This is a genomic window from Polaromonas sp. P4_H1 (assembly GCF_056400945.1).
In genome coordinates, this window is sequence record NZ_JBFUKG010000013.1 from 132,639 (window position 1) to 148,122 (window position 15,484).

Genomic DNA, 15,484 nt, shown 5'->3' on the forward strand with positions numbered 1-15,484 from the left:
GTAAACCCGGACCAGTAAACCCCTATGCGCTACCCATTGCCTTACGCCTTTGCCCGCAGCAATACCCTGCTACTGGAAGACGATGGCCATGCGCTGACGCTGTGGCATCCGGCCCGGCCCGACCCTGCGGCCCTGGGTGAAGTGATGCGCAAGTTCGCGGCGCACAGCCCCGCGCTGGTCCTGCAGTGCGCTGACGCGGGAACCTTGACCCAGCGCATCAGCGCCGCCTATGCGGCAGGGGAGTCGAGCGCGGCCGCCGTGGTGAGCGAAGTGGAGTCCGACGCCGACCTGTCGCGCATCATGCAGGAGTTGCCGGCTGTCGAGGATCTGCTGGAAACGTCCGATGACGCGCCCATCATCCGCATGCTCAATGCGCTGCTGACACAGGCCGCGCGCGACGGCGCGAGCGACATCCATATCGAGCCTTACGAGCGGCATTCGAGTGTGCGTTTTCGCGTGGACGGCACCCTGCGCGAAGTCGTGCAGCCCAACCGGGCGCTGCACGCCGCGCTGATCTCGCGCCTGAAGATCATGGCGGACCTGGACATCTCGGAAAAACGCCTTCCGCAGGATGGCCGTATCAGCCTGCGCATTGGCACGCGGGCGGTGGACGTGCGGGTGAGCACCTTGCCCAGCGCCCACGGTGAGCGCGCCGTGCTGCGCCTGCTGGACAAGAGCGAGAGCAAGCTGAGCCTGGAATCGGTCGGCATGCAGGGCGATGTACTTCGCCGCTTCGAGCACCTGATTGCCCAGCCGCACGGCATCATCCTGGTCACCGGCCCCACGGGTTCGGGCAAGACCACCACGCTCTACGCCGCCTTGCAGCGGCTCGATGCCGGCGTCAGCAACATCATGACGGTCGAAGATCCCATTGAGTACGAGCTTCCGGGCATCGGGCAGACGCAGGTCAATTCAAAGATAGACCTGAGCTTTGCCAAGGCGCTGCGCGCCATCCTGCGGCAGGACCCGGACGTGATCATGATTGGTGAGATCCGGGATTTCGAGACCGCGCAGATCGCCATACAGGCCTCCCTGACCGGCCACCTGGTGCTGGCCACGCTGCACACCAATGATGCGTCCAGCGCCGTGACGCGCCTGACCGATATCGGTGTGGAACCTTTCCTGCTGAGTTCGTCCCTGCTCGGCGTGCTGGCACAGCGGCTGGTGCGCAAGCGGTGCACCTACTGCCACGCTTCTTCGGCAGGGTCGGGCCTGGCTGCCGGCTGCGAGCATTGCGGCTATACCGGTTACGCGGGCCGCACGGGCGTCTTTGAGTTGCTGGTGACCGATGACGCTGTTCGCGCCCAGATTCACAGCCGCGCGTCCGAAGCAGAGATTCGCGCGGCCGCGCTGCAGGCGGGCATGATGCTGATGCGCGACGACGGTGAGCGGCTGGTCACCGCCGGCGTCACCTCGCGCGAGGAGTTGCTGCGCGTGACCCCCGACTGAACCCGCGCCGGCCCGAACACTGCGCCAAGCCATCATGCCCGCCTATTCTTTTGAGGCCATGCAGAACGACGGCAAGCTCCGCCGGGGGGTGATCGAGGCTGACACGGCCAAGGCAGCGCGCGGCCTGCTGCGCACGCAGGCGCTGGTGCCACTGGTTGTCGAGCCGGTGAGCGGCAGCGCTGGCCCGGGTATCACCCGTTCGTTGCTGCAGACGCCCTTGTTTGGCGGCCGCGTCTTCAATACCGCGAACCTGACGATCTGGACGCGCCAGCTCGCCGGGCTGGTTTCCTCCGGCCTGCCACTGGAACGTGCGCTGACCGCCCTGACCGATGAAACCGAGGACGAGAAGCAGCGCAACGTGGTGGCCGCCCTGCGTGCCGAGGTGAATGGCGGGGCGAGCTTTGCCCGGGCGCTGTCGCATCACCCCGGCGAATTCTCTGCGATCTATATCGCCGTCATCGGCGCAGGGGAGCAAACCGGCCATCTGGGCCTGGTGCTTGAACGTCTGGCCGACGATCTGGAGGAACGCCAGACGCTCAAGTCCAAACTCATAGGCGCGGCGCTGTACCCGGCGATCGTGACGCTGGTGGCCATCGTGATCGTGATGTTCCTGGTCGGCTACGTGGTGCCGCAGGTGGCCAGCGTTTTCGCAGGCACCAAGCGCGCGCTGCCTTTCCTCACCGTGGCCATGCTGGCCCTCAGCGACTTTGTGCGCAGTTATGGATGGGCGCTGCTGGGTGCTCTTGTTTTGTTCGTGACGAGTATCCGTCTGGCCTTGAGAAACGAAGGCTTCCGCGAGAAATTCGACGCCAGAACCCTGACCCTGCCGCTGGTCGGACGCCTCTCGCGCGACTACAACGCGGCGCGCTTTGCCAGCACACTGGCCATGCTTGCCGGCGCGGGTGTGCCCATTCTCAAGGCCTTGCAAGCAGCTGCCGAAACCCTGTCCAACCGTGCCATGCGCGCCGACGCGCTCGACGCACTCCTGCTGGTGCGCGAGGGCGCCCCGCTGGCCTCGGCGTTGGCGCAGAAAAAACGCTTCCCCGGCCTGGTGAGCATGTTTGCGCGCCTGGGCGAGCAGACGGGCCAGTTGCCCGTGATGCTGCAGCGCGCCGCCCTGCAGCTGTCCAACGAAGTGCAGCGGCGCGCGATGGCACTGGCCACCATCCTGGAGCCCCTGCTCATTGTGGCGATGGGGCTGGTGGTCATGCTGATTGTGCTGGCGGTGCTACTGCCGATTATTCAGCTCAACCAGTTCGTGAAATGAGTGGCATGAGCGATATGAGCGATTGAGTTTCGGCTGCGGTCCCGGACGCCTGCCGGGGGGCGACGGGTGGTTTTTAAACAAGTTACGCAGCACGGCCTCAAAGCACGCATTTGGCCATGCTATAATCTTAAGCTACGCGGCTGTAGCTCAGTTGGATAGAGTACTTGGCTACGAACCAAGGGGTCGTGGGTTCAATTCCTGCCAGCCGCACCAAAAACGGAAGCCTGCAACGAAAGTTGCAGGCTTTTTCGTTTTTTCGCCGGTCATTTTTGCCGTGGATCAACGGCCTCAGCGCCTCAGTGCTATTCTGGTTAAGCCATGAGCAAAGCTTTTACCCGGGAAACCGAACAGGACGACGAAGACCTGGCGCTTCCGCCCCTGCCTGCGGGCGGCAAGAATTACATCACGCCGGTGGGTTACGAGCGCCTGCGCGCCGAATTGCTCGACCTGATCGACAACGAGCGCCCCAAGGTCGTGGAGATTGTTCACTGGGCTGCCAGCAACGGTGACCGGTCCGAAAACGGGGACTACCACTATGGCAAAAAACGTCTGCGCGAGATTGACCGGCGCATCCGGTTTTTGACGCAAAGGCTGGAAATCGCCGAGATCAGCAACCCTTCCATCCATCACGGTAGCGACCAGGTGTTTTTTGGCGCCACCGTGACCTATGCCGATGACCGGGGTGAGGAACGCACCGTCACCATTCTAGGGATTGATGAAGCCAACAGCGCCTTGGGCCAAATCAGCTGGATTTCTCCGGCGGCGAGGGCGCTGCTCAAATCACGGGTGGGTGATGAAGTGAACCTGGTCACACCCCAGGGCCTGCAGGTGCTCGAGGTACTGAAGGTGGACTATCCAGCTCCCGATGCCCGCGAGGATCTCAAGCAGTAAAAGGCCGAAGCGTTACCCCTGCAATTCCACATCGAGGCCACAGAGCTACACGCAGTGAGCGAACGTAGGGCCCCAATAGCCAGAAATGGTAACTCCAGCCCAGCAAGGGCCGCGGCTACACGCAGTGAGCAAGCGTGGGGGCCCTAACCGCCAGAAGTGGCAGCTCTCCAACCCAGCAGGGGCCGCGGAACCGGCTCAGCCGGGCCGCAGGCGCAGCGGCCCCCTCGGGGGGCAGCGGCTACACGAAGTGAGCAAGCGTGGGGGCCAATTTCATCCTGATGACTTGGCGCGCTGCACCCGCAGCACGGAGGGGGTGCGCTTGACACTGCGCAGGGCCGATGCCAGGTGAATCCGGTCCCGTACGGCCACCCCAAAGCGCAGGTCGGTCGCATCCTGCGCAGCTTCCTGCCCCATATCAACATGCGTGATGTCGGCTTCGGCACTGGCCAGCGCGGCGGCCACGCGCGCCAGAACCCCTTTGCCATTGGCCACCGTGACCAGAAGATTGGTCTCAAAAGTACGCACGGGTTCGTCTGACCAGTCCACGGCAATGAAGCGCTCGCTGTCGCGGTGCTGCAGGCGCTTGGCCACGGCGCAGTCGTCGGTATGCACCACCAGCCCTTCACCCCGGCCAAGGTAGCCGACGATGCCATCGCCCGGGATAGGGCGGCAACACGGTGCGAACTGCACGGAGGCGCCTTCACTGCCATCGATCAGCAGCGCGCCCTGCGATACCGACTCATGGGAGGTATAGCGTTCACGGCTCATCAGCAATGCGTCGGGTTTTTCACCAGTTTCGGCCAGCAGAGTCACGATGCGCTTGGCCACCATGGTTGCGATACGCTTGCCCAGCCCGATGTCGGTGAGCAGGTCCGCGCGTGAACGGTTGCCGGTAAAGCGCAGGATTTTTTCCCAGGTCGCCTGATGGGCCTCGTCGTCCTCGGGAAGGCGTTCCCGTTCTATGCCTTCGGCGCGCAGCGCCTGCGCCAGCATTTTTTCACCCAGCTCCTGCGATTCCGCCAGCGCCATGGTTTTGAGGTGATGGCGTATTTTGGAGCGGGCCTTGCCGGTGCGCACAAAGCTGAGCCAGCCCGGATTGGGACTGGAGACCGAGGCCGTGATGATTTCGATCACGTCGCCGTTATGCAGCTCGGAGCGCAGGGGGACCTGCTCGCCATTGACCTTGGCTGCTACGGCGCGGTGCCCGACATCACTGTGGATGGCGTAGGCGAAGTCCACAATGGTTGCGCCCCGCGGCATGGCCATGATCTGGCTCTTGGGCGTGAACACGTAGACCGCTTCGGGAAACAGGTCAATCTTGACGTGGTCCCAAAACTCGGCGGCGTCGCGTGTTTCGTGCTGGATATCCAGCAGGGACTGCAGCCATTGCGCGCCCAGGCGCTGCGAGGCATCGCTCTCGGGGGCGGTCGCCTTGTAGAGCCAGTGCGCGGCCACACCCGACTCAGCCACCACATGCATGGCGTCGGTACGCATCTGGAACTCGATATTGGTTCCAAACGGACCGACCAGCGTGGTATGCAGCGACTGGTAGCCATTGATTTTCGGAATCGCGATGTAGTCCTTGAATTTTCCGGGCAGCGGCTTGTACAGCTGGTGTAAAACACCCATGGCCGTGTAGCAGGCGGTCAGGTCCTTCACGATCACCCGAAAGCCGTAGAGGTCGGTGACCTGGGCGAAGGACAGGTGTTTCTCGTCCATCTTGCGGTAGATGGAATACAGCGTCTTCTCGCGCCCCGAGATGAGCACAGGCACCTGCGCGCTGGCAAAGGCCGACTCGACCTCGCCCTGCACCCGCTTGATCACGTCGCGCCGGCGGCCGCGGGCCTTTTGCAGCGCCTTGGTCAGGGTGGCGTAGCGCCAGGGGTGCAGGTGCTGGAAGGACAGGTCCTGCAGCTCGCGGTAGGTGGTATTCAGGCCCAGGCGGTGGGCGATGGGCGCGTAGATGTCCAGGGTTTCGCGCGAGATCCGGGTCCACTTGGCGCGCGGGACGTCGCCCAGCGTGCGCATATTGTGGCTGCGGTCGGCCAGCTTGATCAGAATGACGCGTACATCGCGCGCCATGGCCAGCAGCATTTTCCGGAACGACTCGGCCTGGTTTTCCTCGCGGGTATTGAATTCCAGCTTTTCCAGCTTGGTCAGGCCGTCCACCAGCTCGGCCACGGGCGCTCCGAAGCGCTCGATCAGTTCGGGCTTGGTGACCCCGCAATCTTCAATGGCATCGTGCAGCAGCGCCGCCATCAGCGCCTGGGCGTCCAGTTTCCACTCCGCGCACTGCTGGGCAACGGCAATGGGGTGGGTGATGTAGGGTTCGCCGCTGTTGCGCAACTGGCCCAGGTGGGCCTCATCGGCGAAGCGGTAAGCCCGCCGGACATTGTCGATATCCGCAGCGCTCAGGTAATCGAGCCCGGCCATGAGCGCAGCGAAGCTGGCCGCGGCAGCATTGGCGGCGGCCGGGGTTGACTTGCTGGAAACGACGGGCAAAACCATGGCACTCATGCCTTAAATGTATCGCGGCATGAATAAAACGTGAAAAAAACGGATTTTACGGCGTCCAAAACGAAAAAAGCACCGGGTTACGGTGCTTTCAACAAGGGCTCAGTACGGACCCAGAGACTCAGCTAGGCACTTTTTTCAGCATTTCCAGGCCGATCTTGCCCTCTGCAATCTCGCGCAGGGCCGTGACGCCGGGCTTGTTCTTGCTTTCGATCTTGGGGGCATGCCCCTGGCTGAGCATGCGGGCGCGGTAGGTGGCGGCCAAAACCAGCTGGAAGCGATTGGGGATTTTTTCGAGGCAGTCTTCGACGGTAATGCGGGCCATGGTGATCTCCGGTGTGATCGATAAAAGAGGACGTAAGACTTTTAAGGAATTTGAAGGGCCCTGAAAGTCTCGGCGCGAGCGCGTCGCTGGGCCGAAAACTTGAGCCGCTGGGCATGAACAATGGTTTTCAGGTCGAAAACTGCCCGCTCAAATAACTCGTTGATTATAACGAAGTCGAATTCCCGGGCTTGAGCCATCTCGGTGGCGGCATTTTTCAGCCTCAATTCGATGACTTCGGCGCTGTCTTCGCCACGCCGTTGCAGGCGGGAGCGCAATTCCTCCCAACTGGGGGGGAGGATGAAAATCAGCACGGCATTCGAGAAAATCCGCTTGATGTTGATGGCGCCCTGGAAATCAATCTCCAGAATCACGTCTGTACCGTGCGCGATTCGCTCTTCAATGGCCTGGCGCGAGGTGCCGTAACGGTGCCCGTGCACATGCGCCCATTCCAGAAACGCATCGCGCTGCACCATGCCGTCAAACTCTTCCGGCGACAGGAAAAAGTACTCCCGGCCATGCTTTTCCTGCCCGCGCGGCGGCCGGGTGGTGTGCGAAACGGCGGGCTGGATGGCTGAATCCAGTTCCATCAGGGCCTTCACCAGGCTGGACTTGCCCGCACCACTGGGGGCGGCTACAACAAACAGGTTTCCAGGGTAGTCCATGTTCAGTGGGCGTTGATCGCTATTAATCTGGTAGTGAGTAGTAAGTTGAGTGATTGTCGCTCAGGGTCACTCGATGTTCTGGACCTGTTCGCGGATCTGCTCGATCAGCACTTTCATGTCCACGGAAATACGGGTCAGTTCCAGGGATGCGGATTTGGAACCCAGGGTATTGGCTTCGCGGTGCAGTTCCTGGATCAGGAAGTCCAGGCGCTTGCCAAGTTCGCCGCCGCTGGCGAGCAGCCGGTCGATTTCATCCAGGTGGGACGACAGGCGGGTGATTTCCTCGGCCACGTCAATCCGGATGGCGAAGGCCGTGGCTTCGGTCAGGGCCCTGTCCTGGGCGATTTCCGGCAGCGTGGTGCTGTCGGACAACGCCATGGCCTCTTTCCAGCGTTCCAGAAAACGCGCCTTTTGCTGCTCCACCAGTTTGGGAACCATGGGTACCGCCGCCGCCGCCAGCGCGCGCAGCTGCGCAGTCCGGTCGAGCAGCATGGCCGCCAGGCGCGCGCCCTCGCGCTCCCGGGCGGACATCAGGTCTTTCAGGGCCTTTTTGGACAGCTTGAGCAGCTCTTCACTGAAATCATGCGGTTTTTTGTCCTCGTTGGTGGCGATTCTGAGGACGTCGGCCACGCTGAGGGCCGCGGCCTGTGGCAGCCAGGACTTGATGGTGTCTTCCAGCGAACCCAGGCGCTGCAGCGTCGCCGACGAGGGGGGGCGCAGGCTGCTGGCCGAGGTGCTTTCAAGCGATACCCGCAGTTCCACCTTGCCGCGTTTGAGCTTGCCGGTGAGCAATTCACGCAGGGCCGGCTCCGCCTGGCGCAATTCATCGGGCAGGCGAAAGGCCAGGTCGAGAAAGCGGCTGTTCACCGAACGTATTTCGACACCCAACCGGGAACTGGCCTCCGGGCCGGAATCAGTTTCGGGTCCGGATTGCGCCGCGCTGGACTGCACGGTCGCATAACCCGTCATGCTGTAAACTGACATGTACTTATACGCTTTACTAGAGAGAGAACAAGACTTGGGTGACGTCGTCACCATGGCTCATCCCAAATTATGTCAAAGGTCAAGCCCGCCTCATTGCCACCCGACACCGTGATTGGTGGCTACCGTGTTGTGCGCAAGCTTTCGGCCGGCGGGTTTGGTGTAGTTTACTTGGCTGTTGACAATGAGGGCCAGCAGGTCGCCATCAAGGAGTATCTGCCGTCTTCGCTGGCCAGCCGTTCTCCCGGGGAATTGCTGCCCCAGGTTCAGCCGGACAAGCTCTCGCTGTACCGTCTGGGCCTCAAGAGTTTTTTTGAAGAAGGCCGGGCGCTTGCCCAGATTGCGCACGGCTCGGTGGTGAGCGTGCTGAATTTCTTCCGGGAAAACGAGACCGTCTACATGGTCATGAATTACCTGGAGGGCGGCACCCTGCAAGACTTCATCATCACCGCCCGCGAGCTGAAAAAGCAAAAGGTGTTCCGCGAGTCGACTATCCGGTCGCTGTTTGACGAGATCCTGCGCGGGCTGCGTATCGTGCACCAGCACAAGATGCTGCACCTCGACATCAAGCCGGCCAACATCTTCATCACCGACGACAACCGGGCCGTGATGATCGACTTCGGCGCGGCCCGCGAGGTGTTGAGCAAAGAGGGCAACTTCATCCGGCCCATGTACACCCCCGGTTTTGCCGCCCCGGAAATGTACCGCCGCGATTCGTCGATGGGCCCCTGGACCGATATTTATGCCATTGGCGCCTGTATCTACGCCTCCATGCAGGGCTACCCGCCCAATGACGCACCCCAGCGCCTCGAGAAAGACCGCCTGTCCCTGGCGCTGTCCCGGCTACGGGGCGTTTACTCCGACAACCTGATTGAAGTCGTCGAGTGGTGCATGTCGCTGGACCCGCTGTCCCGGCCTCAGTCCGTGTTTGCCTTGCAAAAGGAGTTGAGCCGGGAAGGTGAGCGTCGTTACACCAAACTCACCGTCAGCGAGAAGGTGCGCCTTCAGTTTGACAACATCGTGTCCGATACCAAAAAAACCGCGCGTAAGGCCACTGGCTTTGCGACCAAACTCAAATGAAATTCTCCGTGTTTCAGGTTAGCCGCAAGGGCGGGCGCGAGAAGAACGAAGACCGCATGGGCTATTGCTACACGCGCGAATCGGGCTTGTTTGTCCTGGCCGACGGCATGGGTGGCCATCCCGACGGCGAGGTGGCGGCCCAACTGGCACTGCAGACCATTTCCGCGCTGTACCAGCAGGACGCGCGTCCCACGATCCCGGACACCACCGAGTTCCTGTCGACCGCCCTGATGGCGGCCCATCACCAGATCATTCGCTATGCCAGTGAAAAAGGCATGCTCGACACGCCCCGGACCACCCTGGTGGCCGCCATTTTGCAGGGCGACGGGGCTACATGGGTGCATTGCGGCGACTCCCGCCTGTACGTCGTGCGGGATGGCGAGTTGCTGACGCGCACCCGTGATCACTCCTATCTTGAGCAGCAGAGCGCCGGGGCGATCAGGTTTGAGCGCATCAACCGCAACATCCTCTTTACCTGCCTGGGCTCGCCGACCAAGCCCGTCTTTGACATCGCCGGCCCCGTCACGCTGCAGCAGGGCGACAAGCTGCTGCTGTGTTCCGATGGGCTGTGGGGCAGCCTGAGTGATGACGAAATTGTCCGCCAGCTGTCCGCCAAAGGCGTGTCCGATGCGGTGCCAGACCTCGTGGAAAGCGCCTTGCGTGCCGGTGGAGAGCAGAGCGACAACGTGACCGTTCTGGCCATGGAGTGGGAAACGCCGGATGCGTTTGAATCCACCCGGGGTGTTTCTACAGACAGCATCATGGACGGGGTGTTCGCCTCCACCATTCAGGCAGGCCTGATGGACTCGGTGGTTGACGACCTTGACGAAGCCACGATCGAGAAATCGATTGCAGAAATCAACGAGGCCATCCGCCGCTCGGCTGCCAAAAAAGCCTGAGATTCCGGTGCGAAGGCCCGCGTGCCATTGAGCAGCCTTGAGCGGTCCATCGCGCTCTTTTCCTCCTTTCCCAGTTACTTCTTCGCTTCCCCTTTTTATTCCATTCTTCCGTTCACCCGGCGTTTCCGCCAGAAAGCCATCCACCATGAGTCAGTTTGTCAGAGTCGACGCGCGTGCTGCCGACGCCCTGCGTCCGGTGCGCATTACCCGCCACTACACCGCGTATGCCGAAGGGTCTGTGCTGATTGAGTTCGGCGGCACCAAGGTGCTGTGCACAGCATCCGTCGAGGAGAAAGTGCCGGGCCATAAAAAAGGCAGCGGCGAGGGCTGGGTGACCGCCGAATACGGCATGCTGCCGCGCGCCACGCATACCCGCAGCGACCGCGAAGCCGCGCGCGGCAAGCAGAGCGGCCGCACCCAGGAAATCCAGCGCCTGATCGGCAGGTCCATGCGCTCCGTGTTTGACCTGAAAAAACTGGGCGAACGAACCATTCACCTCGATTGCGACGTGATTCAGGCCGACGGAGGCACCCGCACGGCCAGCATCACCGGCGCCTTTGTGGCCGCGCAGGATGCGGTCAATCAGTTGCTGGCCCTCGGCAAGCTTCAGGAAACCCCGATCCTCGACCACGTGGCGGCCATTTCGGTGGGCATTGTGCAGGGCACGCCCCTGCTCGACCTGGAATACACCGAAGACTCGGCCTGTGATACCGACATGAACGTCGTCATGACCGGCGCGGGCAACTACGTGGAGGTGCAGGGCACGGCGGAAGGCGCCGCTTTTTCGCGCAAGGAAATGGACGCGCTGCTGGTGCTGGCTGAAAAAGGCATCGCCGAGCTGGTTGGGCTGCAGAAGAAATCGCTATTAAATTAATAGCTTATTGGCCCCGTAAAATAAGGGGTAAAGTTACTTTTCATGATGAAAATCGTTCTGGCATCCAACAACACCGGCAAGCTCGCCGAGCTGCAGGCCATGCTCGTGCCGCTCGGCGTGGAGCTGCTGCGCCAGGCTGACTTGAACATCCCCGAGGCGGAGGAGCCGTTCCGCACCTTTGTGGAAAACGCGCTTGCCAAAGCCCGCCACGCGTCCAGGCTGAGCGGACTGCCGGCGCTGGCAGACGACGCCGGCTTGTGCGTGGACGCCTTTGGTGGCCTGCCGGGCGTGGACACCGCGTTTTATGCCACGCAGTTTGGCTACGCCAAGGGCGATGACAACAACGTCAGGGCCTTGCTGGAGCAGATGGCCAACATCACCAACCGCCGCGCGGCGCTGGTGAGCACCCTGGTGGCGGTTCGTTCCGAGATGGATCCCGAGCCCTTGATAGCCTGCGGGCGGGTGGCGGGCCTCATTGCCCATGAGCCGGTGGGCAGCAACGGCTTTGGCTTTGACCCGGTCATGTTCATCCCTGAATTCGGCCAGACCTTTGCGCAGTTGCCGGTGGAAGTCAAAAACGCCAACAGCCACCGCGGCCGGGCCACGCGCCAGATGATGGATTTGATGCGCGAGCGGTGGCTGACATGACTCACCCCGTTGCCTGGCGCACTTCGTGTCGCGGCCTCCCCCTCAAGGGGCGACACCAGCGGCCCGGCACAACCGGTTCCGCGGTGTCCGCTGGTCTGAACTGCGACCGTTGCATGGTGCCATCGCTGCTACATGTATCCATTGATATGAGCCGATCGTGAAAGACATTCAGCACTACATGCGCAGCGGTACGCTGCAGCTGGCCGCCTTGCCGCCGCTGTCGTTGTACGTGCATTTGCCGTGGTGCCTCAAGAAGTGCCCCTACTGCGATTTCAATTCACATGAGGTCAGCGGCGAAATGCCCGAGCAGCGCTACCTGGACGCGCTCATGGCCGACCTGGAGGCCGCCCTGCCGCTGGTCTGGGGCCGTACCGTGCACAGCGTCTTTATCGGCGGCGGCACGCCCAGCCTGTTCTCGCCGCAGGCGATTGACCGTCTGCTCGCCGATATTCGCGCCCGGCTCAGGCTGGAGGCGGATTGCGAAATCACGCTGGAGGCTAACCCCGGTACGTTTGAAAAAGACCGCTTCAAGGCCTTTCGCAGCGCCGGGGTAACGCGCTTGTCCGTCGGCGTGCAGAGTTTTGACGACCGCCACCTCAAGGCCCTTGGGCGTGTGCACGACCGCGCCCAGGCGATTGCGGCGGTCGAAGAGGCGGCGCAGGCCTTTGACACCTTCAACCTCGACATCATGTATGCCTTGCCCGGTCAGACGCTGGAAAACCTCGCGCAGGACATGCGGCAGGCGCTTGCGCTGCAGCCGCCGCATATTTCGATTTACCACCTGACCATTGAGCCGAACACCTACTTCGCCAAATTCCCGCCCGCAATTCCGGAAGAAGACACGGCCTATGCCATGCTGGACCAGATCACCGAGATGACCGAAGGCGCCGGGCTGCAACGTTATGAGGTGTCGGCCTATGCCAGGCCCGGCCATCGCTGCTTTCACAACCTCAACTATTGGCAGTTTGGCGACTACCTCGGCATCGGTGCGGGGGCGCACAGCAAGCTCAGCTTCGCGCACAGGGTGGTTCGCCAGGTCCGCTACCGTGAGCCCAAGCTTTACATGGAAAAAGCCCTGGCCGGGGACGCCGTAACGCAGGAAACCGAAGTCAGCCGCGCGGAGTTGCCCTTTGAATTCATGCTCAATGCCCTGCGCTTGAGAGACGGCTTCAAACTCCAGGATTTTTCCGACAAGACCGGGCTGCCTGTCACGGCCATCCAGCAAGGCCTGGAAGAGGGCGAGCGCAAGGGCCTGCTGGAGCGCGACCTTGTCCGCGTGAAGCCGACCGAGCGCGGTTTTGATTTTTTGAACGACTTGCAGTCACTGTTTTTGACGTAGTAAGCCAGCAAGCCAGTAAGCAGCAGCCCGATCTTATGGAAACCACCAACATCATTCTTCTGCTTGTCACCTGTGCCATCAGCTTCGGGCTGGGCCGGACCATCATGCACCTACGCAACAAGAAACGCAGGAAGCAGGCCGAGGAGCAAAAGGCGCAGGCCTTGCGCAACCGGCCCGACGAGCCGGAATCAAAAAACAGGAGCAAACGAAAACGGCAGCTGCAGCAGATGGGTAAAGGCGCAAGAAAGCCCTAGTGTGGTGTTGCACGCTATCTGGCACATAAAAATGCGTCTTTTCGGCCATGGCGGCGTTGCAAATCCGCGCGATACCTACGGGTATCGCTGTGGTTTGCGCCTTGCCCTGACCAAAAATCCATCATTTTTATTTGTGCCATCAAGCATGCAACACCACACTAGCGCCACGAAGCTGCGGTTGGTTGAACCCGATCGAACCCGATCGAACCCGATCGAGCTTGAGTGAGCTGTTACCCGCGCCGGTTCAAGCGCTCAGCCGCAGTTGACGCGGGTCACGCGGCCAGCCTGGTCCACGGCAAGGTTCAGCCGCTCCGCATTGAATTCCATCGTCACGACCTCGTTGGGCCGCAACACCCGCACCGTTCTTGCGCCTGACCGGATGCGCGCATCCTCGGCCAGGGCCGCATCCGCCGAGCGGCCCACGGCAAACTGGGCGGGCGCCGCATTGCAGCGCCGGGAGACAGCCGAAGGTGGCGGCTCCGGCGAACCCGCGGCCCGCGGTGCATCCGCGCAGGCAGCCAGGAGCACCGGCAAGAGCAGGGCGGGCACGGCCGGGCAGAGGCGTTTAATACGCACGATTGGATTCTTTCCGGGTTTGAGGCGAAGGTTCATCCACTGCGGCCACCGTCACGCAGGCTGCCTTGATCACCCGCTCGCTCGGGTTGCCAGGCAGGGACTCAAACCGTACCGGGCGCGCGAAGGGCTTGAACAGCTGCACCCCCAGCGGTGCACCAGAAAAAGCCGGCTGTTTGTAGGCCCGTGACTCCGTGTAATAGGCCGACTTCGTGCGGCAGTCCACCACAATGGGCGCCTCAAAAGACCGGAAGGCCACGCCCTCGGGCGTGCGTTTGACGGCCGCATGGTTGACCCGCACCACCAGCGACTTGAGGCCATCACCCACCTCGACAACCGCAGGGTCGACCTGGACATAGTCCGAATTGGGGTTATCCGCATCACCGGTAATCGTCAGCCAGTCGGCCGCATGCACGGACGCGGCCAACGCAAAAAACATGAAAAACATGGTCAGGACAAGACGTTTCATGGTCTGTATCTCCATCGGGAAGGGGGAAGAGATTGCAGAAAACGCAACCGTGCCAGGGAGGGTTTTCGTTGAGTTGGGGGCACGGCACCAGCCGAGAGCCAGCCGGCCGTGTTGTCTTGAGATTCATTGTGAGCCCTGAAAGGCTCTTTTCCCGCGTGGCGCCGAAGGCTGTGGTGATCAGTTGTAACAGCTTTTGGGGTGATCAGAGCAGCTTCAGAGGGAGTCAAAGCGAACGACAATCCCCGCGAATCACTTCACTACCGTTCGCCTGCGCTTGGTCCTTGGGCTTCGACACTTCGCGACACTTCGACAAGCTCGGGACAGGCCAGGCTCAGTCCGAACGGTGTGGTGCGTCATGAGTGGAAACATCAATAAGTCGTCTGATGGCCAATGGAGGCCGATGGGAGGGCTTATTGATCAAAGGGCTGATGGCGGTGACTTTTTGGTTGTTCCTTCATGACACCTACAGCTGCATCCTCTTCAGGAGAATTGCTTCCGTATCTTCCCGCCATTGCGCGAGTTGCTCAGGAGTTGGCGTAAGACCGATGCCATCCTGGAACTCGATGATTTTTTTCGTCATCGCTTGGTAGCGATCCCGACGCATTGATTCGCCAAGAACCTCTGCCTGTATGGCCTCCCGCAAGTGCTTCAAGGAATCAGACATGGTGAGTCCTAACTCGATTAACGGGATAGTTAATTTATCAAATACCGGCGAGCAAAACTACCTGTTTTTTTATCCATGATGCTCGCCTGAAGACCTTTGATTCATATTGGGAATGACATGTATTAACCCGACCAGTCTCGCGGAGCCACCACTTCAGCCGGTCGGATTGTGACCCACATGCCGGGGGGCCTTCGCTGAATTCAAGCGCCGGATTATTCGGGAACGGTCTATCGCAGGACAGACAGCGGCCATGATGCGGGGTATCAAGTATGGACGGCTGCGATCAATTGGGTACTAAAACCGGGGCATTCGAGCTTACGCTAGCCTGTGAGTTCTTGTATTAAGCGGAATGGCACTTACTTTGGCAGGTTGGCCTTCGGCGACGTGCGTAAGTGCTTGAAAGCAAAGGGAGATGGCTGACCAAAGGGTCGATAGGATGGTTGTTTACGAAGCACCCAAACCATCTTCCCAAAGGCCAGCCACCATGGATCGTAATGCCCAAAGCGTCTTGCATCAACGTTGCAGCAGCATTGGACGCCGGGCGAGATCGACCCAGGCGGTGGAATTCTTCAACGTTCTGACGAGTCCGGAGTTG

At 61.3% G+C, this 15,484-nt stretch carries 16 protein-coding genes and 1 tRNA gene; 10 read left to right on the forward strand and 7 right to left on the reverse strand.

What is annotated here, in order from left to right; genetic code table 11:
- Nucleotides 1–24: 24 nt before the first annotated feature.
- The 4 genes from gspE to greB all read left to right on the forward strand — a co-directional run bounded on the left by gspE (nt 25) and on the right by greB (nt 3,607).
- Nucleotides 25–1,449, forward strand: a complete 1,425-nt coding sequence (gspE, locus tag AC1DS5_RS17565; protein ID WP_477719530.1) for a type II secretion system ATPase GspE — start codon at nt 25–27, stop codon at nt 1,447–1,449.
- 34 nt (nt 1,450–1,483) lie between these two features.
- Nucleotides 1,484–2,716 carry a type II secretion system inner membrane protein GspF gene (gene gspF, locus AC1DS5_RS17570; RefSeq protein WP_477719531.1) on the forward strand — a complete coding sequence of 411 codons (1,233 nt, stop codon included), beginning with the start codon at nt 1,484–1,486 and terminating at the stop codon, nt 2,714–2,716.
- Nucleotides 2,717–2,852: 136 nt separating this feature from the next.
- Nucleotides 2,853–2,929: transfer RNA gene (locus AC1DS5_RS17575), tRNA-Arg, on the forward strand.
- 105 nt (nt 2,930–3,034) lie between these two features.
- Nucleotides 3,035–3,607 carry a transcription elongation factor GreB gene (gene greB, locus AC1DS5_RS17580; RefSeq protein WP_477719532.1) on the forward strand — a complete coding sequence of 191 codons (573 nt, stop codon included), beginning with the start codon at nt 3,035–3,037 and terminating at the stop codon, nt 3,605–3,607.
- 270 nt (nt 3,608–3,877) lie between these two features.
- Here the strand turns inward: greB and AC1DS5_RS17585 are convergent, their stop codons facing one another.
- From AC1DS5_RS17585 to AC1DS5_RS17600, 4 genes are all read right to left on the reverse strand, one after another.
- Nucleotides 3,878–6,124, reverse strand: coding sequence for a RelA/SpoT family protein (locus AC1DS5_RS17585; protein ID WP_477719533.1), 2,247 nt, complete (start codon nt 6,122–6,124; stop codon nt 3,878–3,880).
- A 118-nt stretch (nt 6,125–6,242) separates the two neighbouring features.
- Nucleotides 6,243–6,446, reverse strand: coding sequence for a DNA-directed RNA polymerase subunit omega (gene rpoZ / locus AC1DS5_RS17590; protein ID WP_096662930.1), 204 nt, complete (start codon nt 6,444–6,446; stop codon nt 6,243–6,245).
- A 41-nt stretch (nt 6,447–6,487) separates the two neighbouring features.
- Entirely contained in the window at nt 6,488–7,108 is a 621-nt protein-coding gene (gmk, locus tag AC1DS5_RS17595) for a guanylate kinase (protein WP_477719534.1), read from the reverse strand.
- Between the two features lie 66 nt (nt 7,109–7,174).
- Nucleotides 7,175–8,092: a YicC/YloC family endoribonuclease gene (locus AC1DS5_RS17600; protein ID WP_477719535.1), complete on the reverse strand. Its 918-nt coding sequence runs from the start codon at nt 8,090–8,092 to the stop codon at nt 7,175–7,177.
- Nucleotides 8,093–8,161: 69 nt separating this feature from the next.
- On the opposite strand from AC1DS5_RS17600, the gene AC1DS5_RS17605 reads away from it, so the two are divergent.
- The 6 genes from AC1DS5_RS17605 to AC1DS5_RS17630 all read left to right on the forward strand — a co-directional run bounded on the left by AC1DS5_RS17605 (nt 8,162) and on the right by AC1DS5_RS17630 (nt 13,183).
- Complete coding sequence (locus AC1DS5_RS17605) at nt 8,162–9,169, forward strand: serine/threonine protein kinase (protein WP_477719536.1); 1,008 nt, start codon at nt 8,162–8,164, stop codon at nt 9,167–9,169.
- Nucleotides 9,166–10,068 carry a PP2C family protein-serine/threonine phosphatase gene (locus AC1DS5_RS17610; RefSeq protein WP_477719537.1) on the forward strand — a complete coding sequence of 301 codons (903 nt, stop codon included), beginning with the start codon at nt 9,166–9,168 and terminating at the stop codon, nt 10,066–10,068. Before AC1DS5_RS17605 ends, AC1DS5_RS17610 begins: the two co-directional genes overlap by 4 nt.
- A 145-nt stretch (nt 10,069–10,213) precedes the next feature.
- Nucleotides 10,214–10,942, forward strand: coding sequence for a ribonuclease PH (rph, locus tag AC1DS5_RS17615; protein WP_477719538.1), 729 nt, complete (start codon nt 10,214–10,216; stop codon nt 10,940–10,942).
- 45 nt (nt 10,943–10,987) lie between these two features.
- Nucleotides 10,988–11,590 carry an RdgB/HAM1 family non-canonical purine NTP pyrophosphatase gene (gene rdgB / locus AC1DS5_RS17620; protein ID WP_477719551.1) on the forward strand — a complete coding sequence of 201 codons (603 nt, stop codon included), beginning with the start codon at nt 10,988–10,990 and terminating at the stop codon, nt 11,588–11,590.
- 178 nt (nt 11,591–11,768) lie between these two features.
- Nucleotides 11,769–12,929, forward strand: coding sequence for a radical SAM family heme chaperone HemW (gene hemW / locus AC1DS5_RS17625; RefSeq protein WP_477719552.1), 1,161 nt, complete (start codon nt 11,769–11,771; stop codon nt 12,927–12,929).
- Between the two features lie 35 nt (nt 12,930–12,964).
- Nucleotides 12,965–13,183 (forward strand): hypothetical protein, encoded by a 219-nt coding sequence (locus AC1DS5_RS17630; protein WP_477719539.1) that lies wholly within the window; start codon nt 12,965–12,967, stop codon nt 13,181–13,183.
- A 252-nt stretch (nt 13,184–13,435) separates the two neighbouring features.
- Here AC1DS5_RS17630 and AC1DS5_RS17635 read toward each other — a convergent pair whose 3' ends face one another.
- The 3 genes from AC1DS5_RS17635 to AC1DS5_RS17645 all read right to left on the reverse strand — a co-directional run bounded on the left by AC1DS5_RS17635 (nt 13,436) and on the right by AC1DS5_RS17645 (nt 14,889).
- Nucleotides 13,436–13,759, reverse strand: a complete 324-nt coding sequence (locus AC1DS5_RS17635) for an I78 family peptidase inhibitor (RefSeq protein ID WP_477719540.1) — start codon at nt 13,757–13,759, stop codon at nt 13,436–13,438.
- Nucleotides 13,749–14,225 carry a hypothetical protein gene (locus AC1DS5_RS17640; RefSeq protein WP_477719541.1) on the reverse strand — a complete coding sequence of 159 codons (477 nt, stop codon included), beginning with the start codon at nt 14,223–14,225 and terminating at the stop codon, nt 13,749–13,751. Before AC1DS5_RS17640 ends, AC1DS5_RS17635 begins: the two co-directional genes overlap by 11 nt.
- Nucleotides 14,226–14,688: 463 nt before the next feature.
- Complete coding sequence (locus AC1DS5_RS17645; RefSeq protein WP_477719542.1) at nt 14,689–14,889, reverse strand: hypothetical protein; 201 nt, start codon at nt 14,887–14,889, stop codon at nt 14,689–14,691.
- Between the last annotated feature and the right edge of the window lie 595 nt (nt 14,890–15,484).

Coding starts and splice junctions, on each gene's coding strand:
- gspE (WP_477719530.1), top strand. CDS start 25: ATGCGCTACCCATTGCCTTACGCCTTTGCCCGCAGCAATACCCTGCTA.
- gspF (WP_477719531.1), top strand. CDS start 1,484: ATGCCCGCCTATTCTTTTGAGGCCATGCAGAACGACGGCAAGCTCCGC.
- greB (WP_477719532.1), top strand. CDS start 3,035: ATGAGCAAAGCTTTTACCCGGGAAACCGAACAGGACGACGAAGACCTG.
- AC1DS5_RS17585 (WP_477719533.1), bottom strand. CDS start 6,124: ATGAGTGCCATGGTTTTGCCCGTCGTTTCCAGCAAGTCAACCCCGGCC.
- rpoZ (WP_096662930.1), bottom strand. CDS start 6,446: ATGGCCCGCATTACCGTCGAAGACTGCCTCGAAAAAATCCCCAATCGC.
- gmk (WP_477719534.1), bottom strand. CDS start 7,108: ATGGACTACCCTGGAAACCTGTTTGTTGTAGCCGCCCCCAGTGGTGCG.
- AC1DS5_RS17600 (WP_477719535.1), bottom strand. CDS start 8,092: ATGTCAGTTTACAGCATGACGGGTTATGCGACCGTGCAGTCCAGCGCG.
- AC1DS5_RS17605 (WP_477719536.1), top strand. CDS start 8,162: ATGTCAAAGGTCAAGCCCGCCTCATTGCCACCCGACACCGTGATTGGT.
- AC1DS5_RS17610 (WP_477719537.1), top strand. CDS start 9,166: ATGAAATTCTCCGTGTTTCAGGTTAGCCGCAAGGGCGGGCGCGAGAAG.
- rph (WP_477719538.1), top strand. CDS start 10,214: ATGAGTCAGTTTGTCAGAGTCGACGCGCGTGCTGCCGACGCCCTGCGT.
- rdgB (WP_477719551.1), top strand. CDS start 10,988: ATGAAAATCGTTCTGGCATCCAACAACACCGGCAAGCTCGCCGAGCTG.
- hemW (WP_477719552.1), top strand. CDS start 11,769: ATGCGCAGCGGTACGCTGCAGCTGGCCGCCTTGCCGCCGCTGTCGTTG.
- AC1DS5_RS17630 (WP_477719539.1), top strand. CDS start 12,965: ATGGAAACCACCAACATCATTCTTCTGCTTGTCACCTGTGCCATCAGC.
- AC1DS5_RS17640 (WP_477719541.1), bottom strand. CDS start 14,225: ATGAAACGTCTTGTCCTGACCATGTTTTTCATGTTTTTTGCGTTGGCC.
- AC1DS5_RS17645 (WP_477719542.1), bottom strand. CDS start 14,889: ATGTCTGATTCCTTGAAGCACTTGCGGGAGGCCATACAGGCAGAGGTT.